The organism is Pseudomonas sp. NPDC077186 (assembly GCF_044543505.1).
GTDB lineage: Bacteria > Pseudomonadota > Gammaproteobacteria > Pseudomonadales > Pseudomonadaceae > Aquipseudomonas.
Genome location: NZ_JBITWE010000011.1, coordinates 39,756 through 60,187, shown reverse-complemented (window position 1 = coordinate 60,187; position 20,432 = coordinate 39,756). Strand labels below are relative to the sequence as shown.

The following is a 20,432-nucleotide window of genomic DNA, read 5'->3' as shown; positions in this document are numbered from 1 at the left end:
GAACAGCAGCGGCATGGCCACGGCGCGAAAGCGCTCGGGCGACACGCCGACGATCAGGCCGTGCTGGTCGAGGTCGTCACGGGAAATGGCCATGGCAGTCGGGCCTCCATCAATTGATCCGGGTAATGACGAAAGCCCTGCCACCCGGGCAGGGCATTGCGCATGCGGCGATGGCGGTCATGGCCCGCCATACACCTCGTTGGGCAACCAGGTGGCCAGCGCCTCGAAGTGGAACACCAGGGCCAGGCCGAGCAGTTGCAGGAGGATGAAGGGCAGCACGCCGAGGTAGATATGCCGGGTGGTGATCCCCGGCGGGCACACGCCCTTGATGTAGAACAGGGCGAAGCCCACCGGCGGGGTGAGGAAGGAGGTCTGCAGGCACAGGGCGAAGAGGATGGCGAACCACAGCGGGTCCACGCCCATGGCGAACAGCACCGGCGCCACCAGCGGCAGGACGATCAGGGTGATCTCCACCCAGTCGAGGAAGAAGCCCAGCAGGAAGGTGATGAACAACACCGTGAGCAGCACGCCGGTCTGGCCGAACGGCAGGCTGGTCAGCGCCGCGCGCACCACGTCGTCGCCGCCGAGGCCGCGCAGCACCGCAGCGAACACCGTGGCGCCGATGAAGATGCCGAAGATAAAGGCGGTGGTGCGGCTGGTCTGGTACAGCGCCTCCTTGATCACGCTCAGATCCAGGCGGCGGCTGAACCAGGCCATCAGCAGCGCGCCGGCGGCGCCCACCGCCGAGGCCTCGGTGGTGGTGGCGATGCCGAAGAAGATCGACCCCAGCACGGCGAGGATCAGCCCCAGCGGCGGCACCACGGCGAGCAGCACGTCGAGCAGGGCGCGGGCGTCCAGTGGCTGGCGATCCTTGGGCGCCGGGGCGAAGTCCTTGTTCAGCCAGGCGGCGATCAGGATATACAGCACGTAGAGCACGCCAAGCAGCATCCCGGGAATCAGCGCGCCCATGAACAGCTTGCCGACCGAGGCCGCGGGCGTGCCCAGGCGGTCGGCCATCAGCACCAGCATGATGCTCGGCGGCACCAGGATGCCCAGGGTGCCCACCGAGCAGGCGGTGCCCACGGCCAGGCTCTTGTTGTAGTTGGCCTGCAGCATCGGCCCCAGCGAGAGCAGGCCGAGCAGCACCACCGAGGCGCCGACGATGCCGGTCGAAGCCGCCAGCAGCACGCCGACTATCACCACGGTGATGGCGTAGCCGCCGCGCAGTGGGCCGAGCACGCGCACCAGGCTATGCATCAGGCGCTCGGCGATGCCGGAGCGGTCGAGCATGAGGCCCATGAAGATGAATAGCGGCAGCGCCACCATCAGCTCGTTGGCGACTATGCCGTAGATGCGCGCGTCGAGCACGCCGATGGTGCCGCTCCAGGTGAACCAGAGATCGGCGTCGAAATACTCCACCAGCACATGGCCGGCGACCGCGAACAGCAGGCCGACGCCGGCCAGCGACCAGGCCACGGGAAAGCCGAGCAGCAGCAAGCCCATGAAAGCGGCGAACATGGCGATAACCAGAATTTGTTCCAGACCCATCATTTCAGCCTCGTGATCAGGGGTGCGGGTGAGCGCCGTTGGCTGGCTCGGCGGGCGCGTCGACGGCCCGGGGGAACTGCAGCAGCAGGGTGCTGCAGCGCGAGGCGCGGGCGATCAGGGCGATGGCCACCAGGATCAGCCCCAGCGGCAGCACGCTCTTGAATACAAAGCGATAGGGCAGCCCGCTCGGCGCCTGCGAGTGCTCCAGGTAGACGAAGGCGGTGTGGGCGTAGGCCAGCAGGCTGTCGATCATCAGCACGATCACCGGCAGCGCCAGCAGGACGATGCCCAGCAGCTCGATCCAGGCCTGGGCGCGCAGCGGGAACTTCTCGCGCAGCACGTCGACGCGTACATGGTCGTCGCGCACCACGGCGTAGCCCAGCGACAGCATCATGGCGGCGCCGAACAGGTGCCAGGACAGCTCCTCCAGGGCGATCGAGCCGCGGGCCAGGATGAAGCGGCTGAACACGTTGCACAGCACCACCAGCAGCACGGCCAGCCACAGCCAGGCGCTGGCCTTGCCGATGGCGGCGACGCAGCCGTCCAGAAACCTGGACAGACGGTTATGGGGTAGCTCGGCGCCAGGCGCCGCAGCGGAAGCAGGTTGCTGCATCGGGAAAACCTCGGACAGGAAGACGCGACGGACCGCGCCATGGCCGTAATGCCGTTCACATAGGCAATGCTCTTGCGCGATCAGTCCCCTCGCCCCTCTGGGGAGAGGGTTAGGGAGAGGGGAGCTGATCGCGCAGGCTCTCGGTGAAGGGTATTGGCGGCATGGCCGGGCCCGTGCGGGTTCGCGGGAGCGATCAGTTCTGCTGGTTGAAGTCGCGCGGCAGGTAGCCCATGCGGTTCCAGCCGGCGTAGTGCGCCATGAACTCGCGCTGGCTGCTCAGCACGCGCTTGAACATCGGGTCCTGGCCGGCCATCTCGTCCAGCACCTCGTTGGTCACGCGCTGCAGCTCCTGCAGCACCGGCGCGGGCAGCACCTGGGCCTTGACCCCTTCCTTCTGGTAGTCGGCCAGGGCGGTCGGCTGCGCCCACTCGCTCTCGGCGAAGCCCTTGAGGGTGGCCGACTCGCAGCCCATCTCGATCAGCGCGCGGCTCTGCGGCTCCAGCTTGTCCCAGACGTCCTGGTTGACCAGCAGGTGCGAGGTGGTCAGGGTCTGGTGCCAGCCCGGCATGATGTAGTTCTTGATGATCTGGTCGAGGCCGAGCATCTTGTCGATCGCCGGCTGGGAGAACTCGGTGGCGTCGATGGTCTTGCGCTCCAGCGCCTGGTAGATCTCGCCGCCGGGGATCATGGTCACCGAGGCGCCGAGCTTCTCCAGCACCTTGCCGCCGATGCCGGCGAAGCGGATGCGCAGGCCGTCGAAGTCCTTGGTCTGCTCGATCGGCTTGGCGAACCAGCCGGCGCCTTCCGGGCCGATGATGCTGCACAGCATGGGGTGGATCTTGTGCGGCGCGTAGATCTCCTCCAGCAGCTGCTTGCCGTCGCCCTGGTAGTACCAGGCCAGGTAGGCCGGCGGCTCCATATTGAAGGGCGCGCCGGAATACAGCGGCAGCGCCGGGATGCTGCCCTGGTCGTAGCCGATCCAGGTGTAGCCGGCCGGGTACTTGCCGCTGCTCACGGAATTCATGATCTCGAACGGCGGCACCAGCTCGCCGGGCTCGTAGTAGCGCAGCTGGATATCGCCGCCGGAGATGGCCTTGAGCGATTCGGAGAGGTGCTTGACCGGCGTGGTCAGGCCCACCAGGTGGGAGGGGAAGGCCAGGGGCACCTGCCAGCGGATCTTCTCGCTGGCAATGGCCGGGCCGGCGAGCAGGGTGGCGGCGGCAAGGCCCAGGGTCAGGCGGGAAAGCTGATGCTTGATGGACATGCTGGAGTTCCTTCTTGTTGTAGTTGTTTTCGAACGATGGCCAGGTCGGCCGCGCCGGCACGGAATACTCCGCGCGGCAGCGACGCTAGCCGTTAGCCCATACGCCAATGCGATCTCTGTGCCAGCTTTTAATGCCCATATAAAACAATGGCTTAGGCTCTATCTGCGCACCGAGCGCAGCACTGAGTCTTGGAATTTGGACAGTTAGGCGGAGGCGGCGCCAGACATGTCCAGAGATTTGGACATTGGCGACTGAGCCTATGGACATGGGAGGGCGGTGCAGGCCTGCCGGGATGGTGATGGGCTTGGCGAGGTGCCGGGAGGGGGCGGCTGCATGTACGCAGTCATCCTGGGCTGTTTCAGGGGGGGCGCAGGCGTTCTATCGGCAATTGGGGCGTTTGGGGAGGCGGCCGCTAAAACCCCAACAATGATCAGAGGAAACCGGCCGAGGCTGTGTAAAAACGTTTTGAGCACCGAGCACTGATCATTTGATGATCAATCTCCACGTCTCCGAATTCTGAGCACTCCAGCCCGGCCAAGCTCCAGGGATTTCGCGCAACAACGCGCACGTTGAATTTCAGCTGAAGTTTTGACACAACCTGGGCCAAAAGCAGACGCTTAGTTCAATGCAGAGCATCACCCGGCTCTCGGTGGCAGGCGAGCGCCTTCATGCACCCTGCTTCAGGTGAATGAGTGGTGACGGGAAGGTCGGCGGATGGGGTTCAGGGAGTTGCCGGTGGCGGAATAGAAAAGCCCCGCTCGGGGCAGGGCTTAATCTTCTTCTAAGGGTTCCGTCTTGGGCTTCGATTCAGAGCGCTGCCTGTACTGTCTAACGACGAACACTGCTGCAATGGCGACCATCGTTGAGGCGATCAGCCCTGCACCAAGCTTGTACTGGCCAAGCCAAATCAAGTAGGTACCTACCAGCAGAACGGCGAGAGAAAGCCATCCGGCTAAGCGCTGGCCGCGCGTTTCTCTTTCTTTGACGTGATCCACGGCTGCTTTGCGAAGGCTCAGCACATCGCGATCATGCTGGTGGCGGTGAGCTTGCTCGCGCTCTGCCATTTGAATGATACGCTCAGCCGCGCCAGGTACGACGTGATCATATTGGGCAAGAGTCTTAGGCGCAGGTAATGGACCCGAGTGCCGCTCTTCGTGAACAGCGATGGCCATCGAGACCATCTGCTGGAAGACCTGTTTGCCCTCGTCAGTTTCCAGTATCTGGAGTACAGCCTCGGGCGGGGCGTCATTACTCAGCGTTGCCACCGCGTCCTGTACTTCGCTGTCCAACTGAGGGGACGGCGCTACTTCTTCTTCATTCGCAGCCATGCGGCGATGGTCCTTAGGTCGGATCGTTGCTCTCGCAGCGGTCGCGCTTGACCGAAGGCCAAACGCTGATGGCACTGTCGATGGCCTGCATGAAGTCCGCTGAGAGATTGGCCCAGTCGCTGTCCATACGCTTGACATCTACGCGCGCGTTTGGGCATTCAAGCGCCCGTTCATGCCAGCCTTTCGGAACGACATGCTCTACCGAGAAGGTTTGGCAGCGGAGCTGGGGTACACGACGCAGTTCAAGAGCCAGGCTCGACGCACGCATGGCCAGCTCCTCCAACCGCTCAGCTTCAGCTAAAGGGTCGGTGTCCGGGTTCAGCTCCAGAACGGACGAGAATCCGTCCCAGATCGAATCACTATTAAGGAGTTGGAAATGTGTTTTCTTGCTCATCTGCTCGCCTCACCTAGGGATCAACCATCTGATGAGTGATGTGTAGGAACGCCTTTATACAGCTATCCGTGCGCCACGGAAATGCCCGCATGTGCCGTCAATATAGCCAAAATGTCCGCAGGTAAGTACCTGACAGTCCCAAATTGGACCTAGCTCAAGCCATGAATGTTCGGACGTCCGTTAAGAGGTGCTGCCCATGTCCGCTCGACCGCAGCTCTAGAGTGCGCGTAGTACGTGCCAACGTGCTGGAAGGACATCATCTGGACGCCGCAGCGCAAATCTGGGCCAAACGCAAACAACCCTGGAGCACCCAGCCCGCAGACACTTCCTAATGGCCGGAGCGCCCTACGCCGGAAGAGTTTGCTGACGCCCTGTTTAACTGAGCGCCGAACGTCTGCTTGTGGCCGATTCTGTTGAAAAAGTCGGTTTCTGAGAGAGCGGCTTTTCGGCAGCTCAAAAACGCTCTATTTCGGCGTTGCTACGTAAAAATCAAGGCAGTTTCCGTCTTCTGAGCGAACCAGATTTCAACGTCGCTCAAACTCTTTCAGGGGCAAAAATCGCGACGGGACTTTTTCAACAGAATCGGCCGATAGTCGCCCCTTGGCGCCTATCGGCCCGACCTCAGCAAACCGCACTGCATCTTCAACGTCGTAATTAAACTCAGCGCAGCCTTTCCAGCATCTGGTAGTACCACATGCCGGCGGCCAGCATCGGGTTGCCGAGCTGGTCGCCCAGCGGCACCTTGATCTGCTTGCAGGCGGCGAAGGTGTCGAACTGCTGCAGGTCGCCGGTGATCGCCTTGGCCATGATCTCGCCCATGATATGGGTGGTGGCGATGCCGTGGCCGGAGTAGCCCTGGCAGTACCAGACGTTGGACGACAGCTTGCCCAGCTGCGGGATGCGGTTCATCACGATGCCCATGGCGCAGCTCCACTGGTAGTCGATCTGCACCCCCTTGAGCTGCGGGAAGGTGCGCTCGATGCACGGGCGCAGCTCGCCGGCGATATCGCGCGAGTCACGCCCGGAGTAGTTGCAGCCGCCGCCGAACAGCAGGCGGCCGTCGGCGGTGAGGCGGTAGTAGTCGAGGACGAAGCGGCAGTCGTAGACCGCCAGGTCGTGCGGGTTGATCTGCTTGGCCAGCTCGCCGAGCGGCGCGGTGGTGACGATGCCGCCCATGGCCGGGAAGATCAGGCCCTTGAGCTGCTTGCGCTCGAGCTTGTGGTAGACGTCGCCGGCCAGCAGCACCTGCTTGGCCTCGATCCGCCCGCCGCGGGTGACCACCGCCGGACGCGGGCCGTGGATTATCTCCAGCACCTCGGAGTGCTCGAAGATCAGCGCACCCAGGCTTTCGGCCGCCCTGGCCTCGCCGATGCACAGGTTGAGCGGGTGCAGGTGCATGTTGCGGCTGTTCTTGAGCGCCCCGCAGTACAGCTCGCTGCCCAGCTGGGCACGCACGCCGGCGCCGTCGAGCAGGCTCACCTCGGCGCCCATGCCGCGGCGCTGGGCCTCCTCAAAGGAGGCCTTGAGCTCGTCCATATGCGCCGGCTTCATCGCCGCGTGCAGGTGCCCGTGCTTGAGGTCGCAGGCGATGCCGTATTTTTCCACCCGGCTCTTGATGATCTGGTGGCCGCGCCAGCGCAGGTGCCAGATGAAGTCGTCCACCTCCTCGCCGAGGCTGTTGCGCATCTGCTTGCGCATGGCCTCGTCGCCGGACAGGCTGCCGGTGACCTGACCGCCGTTGCGCCCGGTGGCGCCCCAGCCGATCTTGTGGGTCTCGATCACGGCCACCTTGAGGCCGCGCTCGGCCAGCTCCACCGCGGTGGCGACGCCGGTGAAGCCGCCGCCGATGATGGCCACGTCGACGCTCACGCTGCCCTGCAGCGTCGGGTAGTCGGTCTCGAAGTTGAGCGAGGCCGAGTAGTAGGACGGCGCGCGCTCGGCCGCGGGTTTGACGGGTTGGGTGATGGCGTTCATTGCATTTCCTTCAGGGCGGTTGGCCGCCGTAGGGGGTGCGGGGCCTTCTAGGCCGTGTGCACCGATGAATCATCAGTCGTCGCGGCTAAAGCCCCTCCCACGGAGCGTGCGTCCCATGTGGGAGTGGCTGGGCGGCATTCCGCTTTAGCCGCGACCTTTTCAAGTAAGGGCCTCAGGCGTTGCTCAGGTACCAGCGCCAGTCCTGCTCGCCGACTTCGCCCATAAACTGGCGGTACTCGGCGCGCTTGACCGCGAGAAAGACCTTGAGGAACTCCGCGCCGAAGGCGTCGCGCGCCCAGCCGGAGCGTTCCAGCGCCTGGATCGAGGTCAGCCAGTCGGTGGGCAGCAGCTCCTTGGCCTGGGCATAGCCGTTGCCCTGCACCGGCTCGCCCGGATCGAGCCCCTCGCGAATGCCGCGGTGGATGCCGGCGAGGATCGCCGCGGCGGCCAGATAGGGGTTGGCATCGGCGCCGCAGATGCGGTGCTCGACATGCCGGGTCGGCGCCGGGCCGCCTGGCACGCGCAGGCTGACGGTGCGGTTGTCCACCCCCCAGGTGGGCGCCAGCGGCGCATAGCTGTTGGCCTGGAAACGGCGGTAGGAGTTGGCGTTGGGGCAGAACAGCAGCAGCGAGTCGAGCAGGCTGGCGAGCATGCCGCCGACCGCCTGGCGCAGCAGCGGCGTGCCGGCAGGGTCCTCGCTGGCGAACAGGTTGGCGCCGCCCGCATCGGCCAGGCTGACGTGCATATGCATGCCGGTGCCGGCGATCTCGGCGAACGGCTTGGCCATAAAACAGGCCTGCATGCCGTGGGCATGGGCCACGCCCTTGACCAGGCGCTTGTAGCGCACCGCCTGATCCATCGCCGCCAGCGCCGGGCCGTGCTCCAGGGTGATCTCGACCTGGCCGGGGGCGTATTCGGAAATCGCCGTGCGCACCGGGATGCCCTGGGCCTTGCAGGCGGCGTACAGATCCTTGAGGAAGGGTTCGATCTGCTCCAGCTCGCGCAGGCCGTAGACCTGGGTCTGCCGCGGTCGGCCGCCGTCGGCGTCCAGCGCCGGCTGCGGGCGGCCCTGGGCGTCCGGTTTCTGGTCGAGCAGGTAGAACTCCAGTTCGCAGGCCATCACCGGGTGATAACCCTCGGCCTCCAGTTGCTCGATCACCCGCACCAGCAGCTGGCGCGGGTCGGCGGGGGTAGCGGGCAGGCCCTCGGTCGGGTGCATCGACACCTGCACCGCGGCGGTGGGGATCTGCCGCCAGGGCAGGCGCACCAGGCTGCCGGGCAGCGGGTAGGCGCGGCAGTCGATATCGCCCACCTCCCAGACCAGGCCGGAGTCCTCGACGTCCTCGCCCTGCAGGGTCAGGCCGAGCATGGTGCTCGGCAGCGGCCGGCCGCTCTTATACAGCGCCAGCAGCTCCTCGCGGTGCAGCAGCTTGCCGCGCGGCACGCCATTGGCGTCGAGGACGAACAGCTCGATCAATTCGATATCGGGGTTGTGCGCGAGGAAATCCTCGGCTTCCTGCACGGGGGCGAATGTCGTCATGTTGCGCTCGCTTGCGCCAATTCGGCGCTCGGTGTCCGCACGGCCCGTTCGATTCTTGAACCGGTTGCACAGGCAGACAAGGTGATAGCAGCGGCTGCGGGCATGGCGCAGCCATCGGTATTCAGCGGGCGGGGACGGCGTCCGGTGGACGCGCGTGACGGCAGTGCCACAGCGCCCAGAAGGCGAGGATGATGGTCAGCAGGGGATTGAGCCGGTCGGCGCCGAGGCTCGTGCGTAACGGGCTGGCGCTGGGCGGGTGGCGATGACGCGGGGCGACGGGAGTCATGGCCAAGGAGACTCGCATGGCGGCGAAGCCCGGTTAAATCGCATTTTTTACACATTCAGTTATGCCACCGCTAAACAATGCGCCGCGTTCAGGGGTAGCGCCATAGCGGCTGCCCGTCGGCCAGCACCGGCCGGTAGCGCGGCAGCAGCGCGCCGGGCCTGCCGAGGCCGGCTTCGATCTGCCCGGACAGGTGCTGGATGCCGGCCATCACGCCGCGCTCGGGGTCGCGCACCAGCGCCAGCCATTGCTCGTCGAAGGCATCGTTGAGGTGGCGGCGCAGCTGCATCTCGGTGGCCGGGCGCTCGCGCTCGTGGACCATGGCGCGGAACACCGAGGCGCCGATGGACACCGCCAGGCCGGCCGCGCGACCGACCATGGAGGAAATCACGCTGGCGGCGCCGCTGGTGGTGAGGTCGTCGACCAGGCGTTCGCTGGTGCTGCGGGTCACCTGTGAGATGCCCGGATGCGCCGACCAGGCCAGCGCATTGCCCGGCTGCGCACCGATCCGCTCGATCAGTGCGGCGTAGGCCGGCAGGCGCTCCAGCGGCTTGGCCCGCAGCACCTGGTAGAGCGAGGCGCCGGGCGGCACGGCGATGGCCGGGATGCGCTGCAGATGCTGGTCGAACTGCGCCGCGGGGATGCCGTGGCGCTGGGCAATGCCCGGCAGGCGCTGGTCGAGCTGGCGCAGGTAGAACTGGGTGGACTGCTGGAGAATCTGCGGCGGCGCGATGTCCCGGGCCACCGGCTCCAGCACCAGGTCCTGGTACTGCTCCTGCAGGTACGCGGCGAGCCGGCTGACGGTCTCGTCGCGCTCGCCGTCGAGCTTGTACCAGGCGACCTTGAAGCCCAGCCAGCGCTGGGTCCAGTAGCTGGAGAACCAGGGGATATAGGCCGTGTCGGTCTGTCGGTAGACCAGATCCAGCCAGCGATCCATGGCCGCCAGCGCCTGCTCGCGGGCCTGGCTGGCGGCGCTGCGCGAGGCGGCGGCGATATCGCGGTCGACCTGGCGCCAGGTGGCCGCGTCGATGGGCGCCGGCGGCTTGCCCGCGCAGCCGCTGAGCCCCAGCAGCACGGCAAGCAGAACCACGCGCAGACGGGACATGGCAGACCTCCGGCGAGCGCCAACCCAGCGGGTCACGGCCAACCGCAGATGGCGCCTGCGCGGCGTGCCGCCCCCCTGTCACGCGTCGTCCGCGTGGCTGTCCCCTGTTCGTCGAGTATAGGCCCGCTCGGCGCCTCAAGGCCTGCTCAAAGTCTCGCGAGCTGGCGCCTGTGTTTGACGCAGCCGGGCCGACGCGCAGCATACGTTGGGCAGGCTCTCAGGGCTCCGGCTTGTAACCCAGGCGCAGCCCGCCCCAGTGGCGGCCCTGCACCCAGATCGGCACCGACAGGTCGTGCATCAGCTCGCCGGTGTCGCGCATATAGGTCTGCAGCAGCAGGCGTTGCCGGTGGCTGCCGCAGCGGCTGCCGGTACGGTCGTTGAACAGGCGCTTGCCGCGGCTGCGCGCGGCGTCCTTGAACGGGTCGCCGCTGGGCGGATGATTGAACGCGGCGTTATGGGTCGGCACGTAGCCTTCGGGGGTGGTGGCGATGGCGAAGACCAGCCCTTCGTGACGCTTGAGCAAGGGCTCCTGCAGCGCCGGCAGCACCTGGTCGGCGTACGGGTCGAAGCGGGTGCGGTACTTCTGCGGCTGGGTGCCGGCAATCGGCTGGTAGCGGCGGTCGAACAGGTCGTCGAGGCCGATGCGCCCGGCCTGGATATCCGCCTCGAACTGCGCGGCAATGGCCGCGGCGCCTTCGCGGGCGAGGTCGTAGGCGCGCTGGTGGTAGGCGTCCAGGCCGACCTCGGCGAGCTGCTCGCTGACCGTCTCGGCCTGCCCCACCAGCTGTTCGGCGGCGCCGGCAAGCTGGCGGGTCTGCGCCTCGCTGCCCTGCACGTCGCTCTGCAACTGCACGGCGGCGGCGGACAGGCTGGCCAGGCGCTGGTGGTTATCGGCGGTACCGGCGCTGATCTGCGCCACCTGCTGCTCGACCTGCTCGGCCTGTTCGGCGATGCCGTGCAGCTGGCCGCCGGCCGTCTCGATCTGCTGCGCGGCCTGCTCCAGTTCGCCGCTCTGGCGCTGGATATGGGCGACCACCGCGGCGCTCTGCTGGCGGATGTCGGCGACCATCTGGCTGACCTCCTCGGTGGCGCTGGCGGTGCGCGCGGCGAGGTTGCGCACCTCGTCGGCGACCACGGCGAAACCGCGACCCATCTCGCCGGCGCGGGCCGCCTCGATGGCGGCGTTGAGCGCCAGCAGATTGGTCTGGCTGGCGATGGACTGGATCACCTGGGTGACCTGCTCGATCTGCTCGGTGCGGCTGCCGAGGCCGTCGATCAGCTCGCGGCTGGCCAGGGTCTGCGCGCTGAGCTGCTGCATGCGGGCGATGGCCTGACTCAGTTCGGCCTGGCCGCTGGCGCTGGCGTCGCGCACCTGGCGCGCGGCGGCCAGGGTCTGCTCGGCGCGGGCGGCGCTGTCCTGCTCGGTGTGGGTGATGGCCTCGGCGGCCTGGCTGACCTGCGCCACCGCCGCCAGTTGCGACTGCAGGCGCTCGGCCAGCTGCTTGACCGCATGCGCCACCTGGGCGGCGGACAGCGCGTTGTGGCAGGTGTGCCGCGACAGGCCGCGGCTGAGTTCGACGAAGTCGCCGCCGGCCGGCTGCTGCGCGGCGGCCGCAGGCTCGTCGCGACGCTGCCAGGGGCCGAGCCAGGGCCACAGCGCCAGCAGCAGCAAGGACGGCACGCTGACATAGAGCGGTAGCGCCGTCTGCTGGTAGACCAGCAGCAACCCGGCCAGGCCGAGGGCGTGCAGCAGGCAGGCAATCGGGGAGCGGACAAAGGCAGCTTGCATAACCGACCTCAGAGTTCTTGTTCTTGGGCGCGGCGAGGCGCTGTAGGCGGACGGGGTCACGGCGGGTTCTCCTCGAACTTCCCGCGCAACCTGGCGCAGGCTACGCGATCGACGGGCCCGACGGCAAAGACGCGCGCAGCTCGGGCAGGATGGGATCGATTCGAGCACCTCGGAAGGCCCGCCGCCATCGCACTTTGGTCGCAGGCGGCTGCCACTTGCGGGTTTCGTTGACATGGCGGAGCGCCGGACCAGCCTGCGGCACGAATCAAGCGGGAACCGCCGCTGTAGGGTGGACATGGCGTAGCCTTGTCCACCATCCCTGGCAACGCCGGACAAGCCTGTGGCATGTCCGGCCTACGGATTCACCCCACCAGGCGATGACGCTGGATAAAGCGCCGATCCAGCCAGTCCTTGCAGCGCCCGAAGCACTGCCCGCCGGCGCTCCACTGGCGCCAGCCGAGCAGCGCGCCGCCGTCGCCGGTGGCCAGCAGCGCCAGGCTGTGGCGCTGCGGCCGGTACTGGCGCAGCGGCCGGCCCTGCAGCGCCGCCTGCAGGTTGGCCGCCAGCACCGGGCCCTGGCGCACCGCGTAGACGCCGCTGCGCCGCGCGCCGGCCAGGCTGGCGCAGTCGCCGACGGCGAACAGCTGGGCATGGGACTGGCTCTGCAGGCTGGGGCGGATAGCGACGAAGCCCGCGTCGTCGCGGGCCAGGCCGCTGGCCGCCAGCCAGGGCCAGGGCCGCGCGCCGCTGGCCAGCAGCAGGCGCCGGCCGCGCCACACCGGCTCGGCGCCGCTGAGCAGCCAGTCGTCCTCGATGCGCTCGATCGGGCAGTGCTCGCGCACCTGCACGCCGCGCCGGCGCAGGTGGCCGAGGGCACGCAGACGCAGGCCCGGGGCATGCCCGGCGAGCAGCGCGCCGGAGCAGAACAGCGCCAGCGCCGGCACTTGCCCGGCCAGCGCCAGGGCCAGTTCGACACCGGCCGCGCCGCCGCCGAGTATGGCCAAGGGCTGCGGTTCAATCTGCCACTGCCGCCAGCCGGCGAGAAAACCGGCGAAGGGTTTCACCGCCAGCAGTTGCATGGCCTCGCCCTGCTGCGGCGGGGCGGCCACCGCGGCGCCGACGTTGAGCGCCAGCCACTCGGCCGCAAGGTGCCGGCCATCGGCAAGTTCGACCCGGCGGCTGGCGGCGTCCAGCGCGGCGATCTCGCCTTCGATCAGCTCCACCTTGGCCGCGCGGCACAGCGGCTGCAGCTCCAGGCGGCAGTCGGCGGCGGCGCAGCGCCCGGCCAACAGACCCGGCAGCATGCCCGAATACCAGGCCTCGGGGCCGGGGCTGAGCAGGGCGATGCGTCCCGGCGGACGCTCGACCAGGGCCCAGCGGCGCAGCACGCCGAGGTGGGCATGGCCGGCGCCGGCCAGCAGCAGGTCGTAGTGGCTCATGGCTGCTTCAAGCCGTCGCGGTACTGGCTCGGCGTCTGCCCGGTCCAGCGCTTGAAGGCGCGGCCGAAGCTGCTGCTGTCGCTGAAGCCGAGCAGGTAGGCGACCTCGCCGATGGAGCAGCGTGGATCGCGCATATGGCGCAGGGCCAGGGCGTGGCGGGTGTCGCCGAGCAGCGCCTCGTAGCTGGTGCCCTCCTCGGCCAGGTGGCGCTGCAGGCTGCGCAGGCTCAGATGCAGGGCCTGGGCGATGCGTTCGGCCGAGGGCTCGCCGTCCGGCAGCTGCGCCTCCAGGCAGCTGCGCACCCGCTCGCTGCAACTGGCGGCGCGAAGTTGTTCGAGGCTGCGCTTGAGCACCGCCTCATTGTGCTCGGCCAACTCCGGGTTGCCATCGTCCAGGCGCTGCTCGAAGGCGGCGCGGGGAAAGCGCAGCAGGCTCTCGGCGGCATCGAACTGCAGCGGCGCGCGAAACACCGCCTGCCAGGGCGCGGGGTCGGCCGGCGCCGGGCGCTGCAGCCGCACCAGCAGCGGGGCGAAGTCGCGGTCCAGGCGGTTGCGGCAGCTGCGCACGTAGATCGCGGCGAAGGCGTCCAGCGCCTCCGGGGCCGGCGGCGGGCTGCCTTCCGGTACGCGAAAACGGAACTCGTAGGCGTCGTCCAGTTGGCGCAGCTCCAGCTCCAGGGCGTCGCTGACCACCCGGTGATAGCGCACGATGCGCTCGAACATCTCGCGCAGGCTGCTGCTGGCGATCAGCGCGTAGCCGAGGGCGTGGAAGGTGGTGGGGCTGACGAACTGCGAGGTCTTCAGGCCCAGCGCCGGGTCGCCGCTGGCCGCCACCGCCAGTTGCCACAGGCGCGTGGTGACCGACAGCGGGCAACGCGCGTTGGGGTCGTCGAGCAGCGCCGGGTCGAGGCCGGCGGCGCGGCACAGCGCGGCGCTGTCCAGGCCGAGAGCGTCGAGCTGCTTGCGCAGGGCGCGGGTCCAGCTGGCCAGGGTGGTGGGTTCGGCGGTCATGGCAGGTTGGCGTGTCCGGTAGGCAGGTTGGCGTGCTCGGTCGGGCGCGTTGGCGGGCGCGGCGGCACAGTAGCGTCACTGTCCAAGCACAAGAGGATGTCGGCATGTCCCCCTCCCCCGCAAGCCTTAATGACCAGCAACGCGCCGCGCTGATCCGCGAACGGGTGATGGCCCACGGCAACGCCCTGCGCCAGCGCTACCCGATCCTGCAGCACCAGGACGCCCTCGGCGCCGCCATCCTCGCCTTCGCCCTGGCCGGCATGCTCGGCTCGGCCGCGCTCTATCTCGGCGGGCACCTGGCCTGGTGGGCCTGCCTGCTGCTCAACGCCTTCTTCGCCTCGCTGACCCACGAGCTGGAGCACGACCTGATCCACTCGATGTACTTCCGCAAGCGCCCCGTGCCGCACAACCTGATGCTGGCGCTGGTCTGGCTGGCGCGGCCGAGCACCATCAACCCCTGGGTGCGCCGCCACCTGCACCTGAACCACCACAAGGTCTCCGGCAGCGAGGCCGACATGGAGGAGCGCGCCATCACCAACGGCGAGCCCTGGGGCCTGGCGCGCCTGCTGATGGTCGGCGACAACATGATGAGTTCCTTCATTCGCTGGCTGCGGGCGAAGAACCCCGAGCATCGCCGGCTGATCCTGACCCGCACGCTCAAGGTCTACGCGCCGCTGGGCCTGCTCAACTGGGCGACCTGGTACCTGTTCCTCGGCTTCCACCTGGTCGACTGGGCCGGCGCTACCCTGGGCGCCCCGATCGTCTGGTCGGCCACCACCCTGGGCCTGATGCAGGTGGTGAACATCGCCGTGGTGGTGCTGGTCGGGCCCAACGTGCTGCGCACCTTCTGCCTGCACTTCGTCAGCTCCAACATGCACTACTACGGCGACGTCGAACCGGGCAACGTGATCCAGCAGACCCAGGTGCTCAACCCCTGGTGGCTGTGGCCGCTGCAGGCATTCTGCTGCAACTTCGGCAGCAGCCATGCGATCCACCATTTCGTGGTCAAGGAGCCCTTCTACATCCGCCAGCTGACCGTGCCCTTCGCCCACCAGGTGATGCGCGAGATGGGCGTGCGCTTCAACGACTTCGGCACCTTCGCCCGCGCCAACCGCTGGACCCGCCGCGCCCCGCAAGCCGCCGGCGAGCGTACCCAGACCGCCTGACCTTCACCTTGGCCGCGGCGATACCGCGGCCCCTTGCTGCGAATGCCCGATGAACGTACTGATCGTCCATGCCCACCCCGAGCCGGCGTCCTTCTGCACGGCGATGAAGTATCTGGCCGTCGCCACCCTGCGCCAGGCCGGCCACCGGGTGCAGGTCTCCGACCTCCATGCCATGGCCTGGAACCCGGTGGCCTCGGCCGCCGACTTCCAGGCCCGGCGCGACGCCGATTACCTGGTCTATGCCCTGGAGCAGCGCCATGCCCATGAACAGGGCACGCTGGCCGCGGATATCGCCGCCGAGCTGGACAAGCTGCTGTGGGCCGACCTGCTGATCCTCAACTTCCCACTGTACTGGTGCTCGCTGCCGGCCATGCTCAAGGGCTGGATCGACCGCGTGCTGGTCTCCGGCGCCTGCTACGGCGGCCTGCGCTTCTACGACCGCGGCGGCCTGGTAGGCAAGCGCGCGCTGCTGAGCTTCAGCCTCGGCGGCCAGGCGCATATGTTCGCCGACGAACAGGCAATCCATGGCGAGTTGCAGACCCTGCTGCGCCCGCTGCTGCGCGGCACCTTGGGCTATGTCGGTTTCCAGGTGCTGCCGCCGTTCGCCGCCTACCACGTGCCCTACCTCGACGCGGCGGCGCGCGGCGAACTGCTCGCGGCCTACCGCCGTCATCTGCTCGATCTGGATCGCCTGCAGCCGCTGCCGATGCCCGCGCTGGACGACTTCGACCGCCGGCTCAACCCTCTGCATCGCGAGGTCTGCGCATGAAGACCTGGATCTGCATCGTCTGCGGGCTGATCTACGACGAGGCCGCCGGCTGGCCGGAGGAAGGCATCGCCGCCGGCACGCCCTGGGCCGAGGTGCCGGACGACTGGCTGTGCCCCGATTGCGGGGTGAGCAAGGGCGATTTCGAGATGCGCGAGCTGTAGCGCGCCACCGATCAGGGCGCGGCGACCAGCCGGGGTTCGGCGAAATAGCTGTCGACGCGCTCGCCGGTGTTGTCGCTGTCGGCGGCGAACACCACGCCGAGGATACGCCGCGGCGCGCTGCCGAAGGCGGCGATGGCGTCGCCGCGCAGGTCGCGCGACTCCGCCAGCCACTGCCCCAGCGGCGCCTCCGGGCCGCGCAGCACGCGCATCTCCACCGTCTCGCTGTAGGCGCTGCGGGCATGGCGGCCCGGCGCTTGGCGGTTGTCCCAGACGTAGCTCAGGGTCGCCGCGGGCAAGTCGGGGTCGAAGAAGGTGCGTGCCAGGCGCAGCTTCTGCCGGGTGACGAAGGCCAGCGAGTCCAGCGGGTAATCCAGCAGCACATAGACCCGCGCCACGTAGTCGTCGCCCTCGCGGCTGGCGAAGCGCGCCTGCTCCAGCCTCCGCTCGCTGCGCCACTGCCAGCTCAGCTGCCAGGGCCGCTCGCCGGGCAGATCCAGCGGGTGCAACAGGCCGCCGGCGGCGGCAGCGGCCTGGATGCGCAGCACCAGCCGGCCGTCCTGCTCGACCAAGCTGCGCTGCGCCGGCGCGATCTTGGGGATATCGGCCAGACGCCAGGGCGGCGACCACGGGCCGCCTGGCGGGCCGGCCGTCCAGGGCGTCAGGCGGTTCTCCGCCAGTGTCGGCGCCGCCACCAGCAGCAGCGCGAGCCACAGCGCCCGCATCAGCCGCGCCTCCAGCCGTGAAAACGCTCGACCCAGCGCAGCAGCCCCTGCGGCGCATGGGCGCGCTTCCATTGCCCGGCCGCGTATTTGTTGGCCTCGCTCAGGGTCGGGTAGCTGTGGGTGGTGCCGAGGATCTTGTTCAGGCCGAGACCGTGCTTCATCGCCAGCACGTACTCGGCGAGCAGCTCGCCGGCCTGGGCGCCGACGATGCTCACGCCGAGAATGCGGTCGCGCCCGGGCTCGGTCAGCACCTTCACATAGCCGCGGGCGACGCCGTCGACTATGGCCCGGTCCAGGTCGTCGAGGCCAAAGCGGGTCAGCTCGAAGGCGATGCCCTGCTCCTGCGCCTCGCGCTCGCTCAGGCCGACCCGCGCCACCTCGGGGTCGGTGAAGGTGCAGTGGGGGATGGTGCGGTAGTCCACCTTGAAGCGCTTGAGGCCGCCGAACAGCGCGTTGACCGCGGCGTACCAGGCCTGGTGCGCGGCCGCATGGGTGTATTGGTGGGGCCCGGTGACGTCGCCCACCGCGTAGATGTTGGGAAAGCGCGTGGCCAGGTACTGGTCGGTTTCCAGGCCGCCGTCGGGGCGTAGCGCCAGGCCCAGTTCCTCGGCGCCATAGCCGGCGACATGGGGCTGGCGACCGAGCGCCAGCAGCGCGGCGTCGAAGGCGATGCTGCGTTGCTCGCCGCTGCCTAAGTCGCGCACCAGCACGCGCTGCTCGCCGTCGACCAGTTCGAAGCGCTCGACGACCTGGCGCAGGCGCACGTCGACACCGTCGTCGCGCAGGCTGGCCAGTACCAGCGCGCTGGCGTCCTCGTCCTCGCGCGGCAGCAGGCGCGCATTGCGCTGCAGCAGGATCACCTGACTGCCCAGGCGCTGGAAGGCCTGGGCCAGCTCACAGCCCACCGGCCCGCCGCCCAGCACCAGCAGCCAGCGCGGCTGCTGGCGCAGGCCCCAGATGCTCTCGCTGGTATAGCTACGCACCTGCTCCAGGCCGGGAATCTCCGGCACCCGCGGCCGCGCCCCGGCGGCGATGACGATGCTGCGTGCGGTCAGCCGTTCGCCGTTCACCTCCACCGCCCAGGGCGACACCAGCCGCGCCTGGCCCTGGATCACCTCGACGCCCAGGCCGCTGTAGCGCTCGACCGAATCGTGCGGCTCGATGGCGGCGATCACCCGCTGGATGCGCTGCATCACCGCGGCGAAATCCACTCGACCCTGCACCCCGGCAATCCCCAGCGCCTCGGCCTGGCTCAGCTCGTGCGCCAGCTTGGCCGAACGCAGCAGCGCCTTGGACGGCACGCAGCCGCTGTGCAGGCAGTCGCCGCCCATCTGCTGTTTCTCGATCAGGCCGACCCTGGCCTTGACCGCCGCGGCGATATAGGCGCTGACCAGGCCGCCGGCGCCGGCGCCGATCACCAGCAGGTTGCGCTCGAAGCGCTTGGGTTTGTGCCAGCCGGCGTACACCCGGCGCGCCTTGAGCGCATCGAGCAGGCGCCGGGCGATCAGCGGGAAGACACCGAGCAGGGCGAAGGCGCCGAGCAGCCCCGGCGAGAGGATGCCGGCCAGCGACTGCAGCTGGCCCAGCTCGCGCCCGGCGTTCACGTAGACCAGGGTGCCGGGCAGCATGCCCAGCTGGCTGACCCACCAGTAGGTGCGCAGCGGCAGGCGGGTCAGGCCCATGGCCAGGTTGATCAGAAAGAACGGGAACACCGGCACCAGGCGCAGGGCGAACAGGTAGAAGGCCCCTTCGCGTTCGACCCCGGCGTCGATCCCGGCCAGACGCCGGCCGAAGCGCTGCTGCACCCAGTCGCGCAGCAGGAAACGACTGCTGAGCATGGCCAGGCTGGCGCCCAGGGTCGAGGCGAAGGACACCAGGATAAAGCCCTGCAGCAGGCCGAACAGCGCGCCGGCCAGCAGGGTCATCAGCGCCGCGCCGGGCAGCGACAGCGCCGTTACCAGCACATAGGCGAGGAAGAACAGCCCGGCGGCCTGCCAGGGCTGCGCGGCGACCTGGGCATTCAGGGCGGCCTGCTGCGCCTTGAGCGCGTCGAGGCTGAGGTACTGGCCGAGGTCGAAGACGAAGAACGCGCCGATCAGCGCCAGGATCAGGCCCATCAGGGCCAGCTTACGGCTATGCATCGATCACCTCTGCTGGGGTGCGCCGCGCGCACGGCCTAGTCATGCAGCGCACCGCCGCAACTGGAGCCCTGCCCGGCGGTGCAGGCGAAACAGTGGTCGCGGCTGACTATGGGGTTGCCGTCCAGCTGAGCGTTCAGCAGGTCGCGCAGATGGGCGCGCTCACGGCCGATCAGCCGGCCCTGCAGCTGCAGCGGCAAACCGAGCATCTGGTTGAAATCGCAGTCGTACAGGTAGCCCTGCCAGTCGACGCTGACCAGGCTGCGACACATCAGGCCATCGAGGTTTTCCGGCCGGTAGCTGTCGCGCAGCAGCTGCATATAGGCGGCGAACTGGCCCTTGCTGACCAAGGTGCTGCCGAAACGGGCGATGGGCTGGTTGGTGATGCACAGCAGGTGGTCGAAGCGGATGCCGAAGTCCTCGGCCAGGTGGCGCTTGTAGTCGGCCTCCAGCGCCGCCTGCGGCGGCGGCAGGCTGGGGCCCTGCGGGTTGTACACCAGGTTGAGCAGCAGGCCGCTGCCGGGCTGGCCGTAGCCGAGGGCGTTGAGCCGCCTGAGGCCGGCGATGCTGGCGGCGAACACCCCGTCGCCGCGCTGGCGGTCGACGTTCTCGCGCGAGTAGCAGGGCAAGGATGCGGTCACCTCGACGCCCTGTGCGGCGAGGAACTCGGCCAGGTCTTCCTGGCCCGGCTCGCCGAGGATGGTCAGGTTGCAGCGGTCGATCACCCGCAGGCCCTCGCGCCGCGCGTGCCGCACTATCTCGCGAAAGCGCGGGTGCAGCTCCGGGGCGCCGCCGGTGAGATCCAGGGTGTGCACCGGATGGGCGTCGATCACCCGATGCAGCACGGCCAGGCACTCGTCGCTCATGGCCTCGCTGCGGGTCGGCCCGGCGTTGACATGGCAATGCAGACAACGCTGGTTGCAGCGGTAGGTCAGGTTGATCTGCAGCGCCTCCAGCGCACCGCGACGGATGGGCGGAAAGGCCAGCTGGTCGAGCAGGGGCAGCATGGCGTGCATGGACAATCCTCGACGACGACGCCTCATTGGAGCGGCGCAGGTGCATTTCGTTACAGCATGGGCGGCATTTGCCCAACGCCGGCGGTCATTCGTCGCCCAGCCTGAACCGGTGAGACCCGCCGCGCAATCATCGCGCCAGCACTCGGCTAGAATCCCCCGGCGCCCGACCGCT

Annotated in this window: 18 protein-coding genes; 3 read left to right on the top strand and 15 right to left on the bottom strand. The window is 68.4% G+C overall.

Annotated features, from left to right (window positions below; translation table 11 throughout):
• Positions 1 to 177: 177 nt before the first annotated feature.
• From ACIGKL_RS24420 to ACIGKL_RS24365, 12 genes are all read right to left on the bottom strand, one after another.
• A complete protein-coding gene (locus ACIGKL_RS24420) occupies positions 178 to 1,548 on the bottom strand; it encodes a TRAP transporter large permease subunit (RefSeq protein WP_397488931.1) in 1,371 nt (456 codons plus the stop codon).
• Positions 1,549 to 1,564: 16 nt separating this feature from the next.
• Positions 1,565 to 2,161, bottom strand: coding sequence for a TRAP transporter small permease subunit (locus ACIGKL_RS24415; RefSeq protein WP_397488930.1), 597 nt, complete (start codon positions 2,159 to 2,161; stop codon positions 1,565 to 1,567).
• A gap of 193 nt (positions 2,162 to 2,354) precedes the next feature.
• A complete protein-coding gene (locus ACIGKL_RS24410) occupies positions 2,355 to 3,425 on the bottom strand; it encodes a TRAP transporter substrate-binding protein (protein WP_397488929.1) in 1,071 nt (356 codons plus the stop codon).
• A 771-nt stretch (positions 3,426 to 4,196) separates the two neighbouring features.
• Entirely contained in the window at positions 4,197 to 4,754 is a 558-nt protein-coding gene (locus ACIGKL_RS24405; RefSeq protein ID WP_397488928.1) for a DUF2335 domain-containing protein, read from the bottom strand.
• 13 nt (positions 4,755 to 4,767) lie between these two features.
• A complete protein-coding gene (locus tag ACIGKL_RS24400; RefSeq protein WP_397488927.1) occupies positions 4,768 to 5,148 on the bottom strand; it encodes a hypothetical protein in 381 nt (126 codons plus the stop codon).
• A 660-nt stretch (positions 5,149 to 5,808) separates the two neighbouring features.
• The gene (locus ACIGKL_RS24395; protein WP_397488926.1) at positions 5,809 to 7,122 is read right to left on the bottom strand and encodes an NAD(P)/FAD-dependent oxidoreductase; all 1,314 of its coding nucleotides are present in this window, start codon (positions 7,120 to 7,122) and stop codon (positions 5,809 to 5,811) included.
• A 172-nt stretch (positions 7,123 to 7,294) separates the two neighbouring features.
• Positions 7,295 to 8,662, bottom strand: a complete 1,368-nt coding sequence (locus tag ACIGKL_RS24390) for a glutamine synthetase family protein (protein ID WP_397488925.1) — start codon at positions 8,660 to 8,662, stop codon at positions 7,295 to 7,297.
• Positions 8,663 to 8,783: 121 nt separating this feature from the next.
• Complete coding sequence (locus ACIGKL_RS24385; protein ID WP_397488924.1) at positions 8,784 to 8,948, bottom strand: hypothetical protein; 165 nt, start codon at positions 8,946 to 8,948, stop codon at positions 8,784 to 8,786.
• Between the two features lie 88 nt (positions 8,949 to 9,036).
• Entirely contained in the window at positions 9,037 to 10,050 is a 1,014-nt protein-coding gene (locus tag ACIGKL_RS24380; protein ID WP_397488923.1) for a hypothetical protein, read from the bottom strand.
• 217 nt (positions 10,051 to 10,267) lie between these two features.
• Positions 10,268 to 11,839, bottom strand: a complete 1,572-nt coding sequence (locus tag ACIGKL_RS24375) for a methyl-accepting chemotaxis protein (protein ID WP_397488922.1) — start codon at positions 11,837 to 11,839, stop codon at positions 10,268 to 10,270.
• Between the two features lie 362 nt (positions 11,840 to 12,201).
• Positions 12,202 to 13,278: an FAD-dependent oxidoreductase gene (locus ACIGKL_RS24370; protein WP_397488921.1), complete on the bottom strand. Its 1,077-nt coding sequence runs from the start codon at positions 13,276 to 13,278 to the stop codon at positions 12,202 to 12,204.
• The gene (locus ACIGKL_RS24365; RefSeq protein WP_397488920.1) at positions 13,275 to 14,288 is read right to left on the bottom strand and encodes an AraC family transcriptional regulator; all 1,014 of its coding nucleotides are present in this window, start codon (positions 14,286 to 14,288) and stop codon (positions 13,275 to 13,277) included. Before ACIGKL_RS24365 ends, ACIGKL_RS24370 begins: the two co-directional genes overlap by 4 nt.
• A gap of 104 nt (positions 14,289 to 14,392) precedes the next feature.
• Between ACIGKL_RS24365 and ACIGKL_RS24360 the strand changes: the two genes are divergently transcribed.
• Genes ACIGKL_RS24360 through ACIGKL_RS24350 form a run of 3 tightly spaced genes read left to right on the top strand, consistent with a single transcriptional unit; the run spans position 14,393 to position 16,384 of the window.
• Entirely contained in the window at positions 14,393 to 15,454 is a 1,062-nt protein-coding gene (locus ACIGKL_RS24360; protein ID WP_397488919.1) for a fatty acid desaturase, read from the top strand.
• A gap of 49 nt (positions 15,455 to 15,503) precedes the next feature.
• Positions 15,504 to 16,223 (top strand): NAD(P)H-dependent oxidoreductase, encoded by a 720-nt coding sequence (locus tag ACIGKL_RS24355; protein WP_397488918.1) that lies wholly within the window; start codon positions 15,504 to 15,506, stop codon positions 16,221 to 16,223.
• Complete coding sequence (locus tag ACIGKL_RS24350; RefSeq protein WP_397488917.1) at positions 16,220 to 16,384, top strand: rubredoxin; 165 nt, start codon at positions 16,220 to 16,222, stop codon at positions 16,382 to 16,384. Before ACIGKL_RS24355 ends, ACIGKL_RS24350 begins: the two co-directional genes overlap by 4 nt.
• 11 nt (positions 16,385 to 16,395) lie before the next feature.
• On the opposite strand, the gene ACIGKL_RS24345 is transcribed toward ACIGKL_RS24350, so the two are convergent.
• From ACIGKL_RS24345 to arsS, 3 genes are read right to left on the bottom strand one after another with little or no spacing between them, the layout of a single operon-like run.
• Positions 16,396 to 17,106, bottom strand: coding sequence for a DUF3047 domain-containing protein (locus tag ACIGKL_RS24345; RefSeq protein ID WP_397488916.1), 711 nt, complete (start codon positions 17,104 to 17,106; stop codon positions 16,396 to 16,398).
• Positions 17,106 to 19,247, bottom strand: coding sequence for an FAD-dependent oxidoreductase (locus tag ACIGKL_RS24340; protein ID WP_397488915.1), 2,142 nt, complete (start codon positions 19,245 to 19,247; stop codon positions 17,106 to 17,108). Before ACIGKL_RS24340 ends, ACIGKL_RS24345 begins: the two co-directional genes overlap by 1 nt.
• A 35-nt stretch (positions 19,248 to 19,282) precedes the next feature.
• Entirely contained in the window at positions 19,283 to 20,260 is a 978-nt protein-coding gene (gene arsS, locus ACIGKL_RS24335) for an arsenosugar biosynthesis radical SAM (seleno)protein ArsS (RefSeq protein ID WP_397488914.1), read from the bottom strand.
• Between the last annotated feature and the right edge of the window lie 172 nt (positions 20,261 to 20,432).

What these genes read in the sequence shown, in the direction of transcription:
- ACIGKL_RS24420 (WP_397488931.1), bottom strand. Translation starts at nt 1,548, where the DNA reads ATGGGTCTGGAACAAATTCTGGTTATCGCCATGTTCGCCGCTTTCATG.
- ACIGKL_RS24415 (WP_397488930.1), bottom strand. Translation starts at nt 2,161, where the DNA reads ATGCAGCAACCTGCTTCCGCTGCGGCGCCTGGCGCCGAGCTACCCCAT.
- ACIGKL_RS24410 (WP_397488929.1), bottom strand. Translation starts at nt 3,425, where the DNA reads ATGTCCATCAAGCATCAGCTTTCCCGCCTGACCCTGGGCCTTGCCGCC.
- ACIGKL_RS24405 (WP_397488928.1), bottom strand. Translation starts at nt 4,754, where the DNA reads ATGGCTGCGAATGAAGAAGAAGTAGCGCCGTCCCCTCAGTTGGACAGC.
- ACIGKL_RS24400 (WP_397488927.1), bottom strand. Translation starts at nt 5,148, where the DNA reads ATGAGCAAGAAAACACATTTCCAACTCCTTAATAGTGATTCGATCTGG.
- ACIGKL_RS24395 (WP_397488926.1), bottom strand. Translation starts at nt 7,122, where the DNA reads ATGAACGCCATCACCCAACCCGTCAAACCCGCGGCCGAGCGCGCGCCG.
- ACIGKL_RS24390 (WP_397488925.1), bottom strand. Translation starts at nt 8,662, where the DNA reads ATGACGACATTCGCCCCCGTGCAGGAAGCCGAGGATTTCCTCGCGCAC.
- ACIGKL_RS24385 (WP_397488924.1), bottom strand. Translation starts at nt 8,948, where the DNA reads ATGACTCCCGTCGCCCCGCGTCATCGCCACCCGCCCAGCGCCAGCCCG.
- ACIGKL_RS24380 (WP_397488923.1), bottom strand. Translation starts at nt 10,050, where the DNA reads ATGTCCCGTCTGCGCGTGGTTCTGCTTGCCGTGCTGCTGGGGCTCAGC.
- ACIGKL_RS24375 (WP_397488922.1), bottom strand. Translation starts at nt 11,839, where the DNA reads ATGCAAGCTGCCTTTGTCCGCTCCCCGATTGCCTGCCTGCTGCACGCC.
- ACIGKL_RS24370 (WP_397488921.1), bottom strand. Translation starts at nt 13,278, where the DNA reads ATGAGCCACTACGACCTGCTGCTGGCCGGCGCCGGCCATGCCCACCTC.
- ACIGKL_RS24365 (WP_397488920.1), bottom strand. Translation starts at nt 14,288, where the DNA reads ATGACCGCCGAACCCACCACCCTGGCCAGCTGGACCCGCGCCCTGCGC.
- ACIGKL_RS24360 (WP_397488919.1), top strand. Translation starts at nt 14,393, where the DNA reads ATGTCCCCCTCCCCCGCAAGCCTTAATGACCAGCAACGCGCCGCGCTG.
- ACIGKL_RS24355 (WP_397488918.1), top strand. Translation starts at nt 15,504, where the DNA reads ATGAACGTACTGATCGTCCATGCCCACCCCGAGCCGGCGTCCTTCTGC.
- ACIGKL_RS24350 (WP_397488917.1), top strand. Translation starts at nt 16,220, where the DNA reads ATGAAGACCTGGATCTGCATCGTCTGCGGGCTGATCTACGACGAGGCC.
- ACIGKL_RS24345 (WP_397488916.1), bottom strand. Translation starts at nt 17,106, where the DNA reads ATGCGGGCGCTGTGGCTCGCGCTGCTGCTGGTGGCGGCGCCGACACTG.
- ACIGKL_RS24340 (WP_397488915.1), bottom strand. Translation starts at nt 19,247, where the DNA reads ATGCATAGCCGTAAGCTGGCCCTGATGGGCCTGATCCTGGCGCTGATC.
- arsS (WP_397488914.1), bottom strand. Translation starts at nt 20,260, where the DNA reads ATGCACGCCATGCTGCCCCTGCTCGACCAGCTGGCCTTTCCGCCCATC.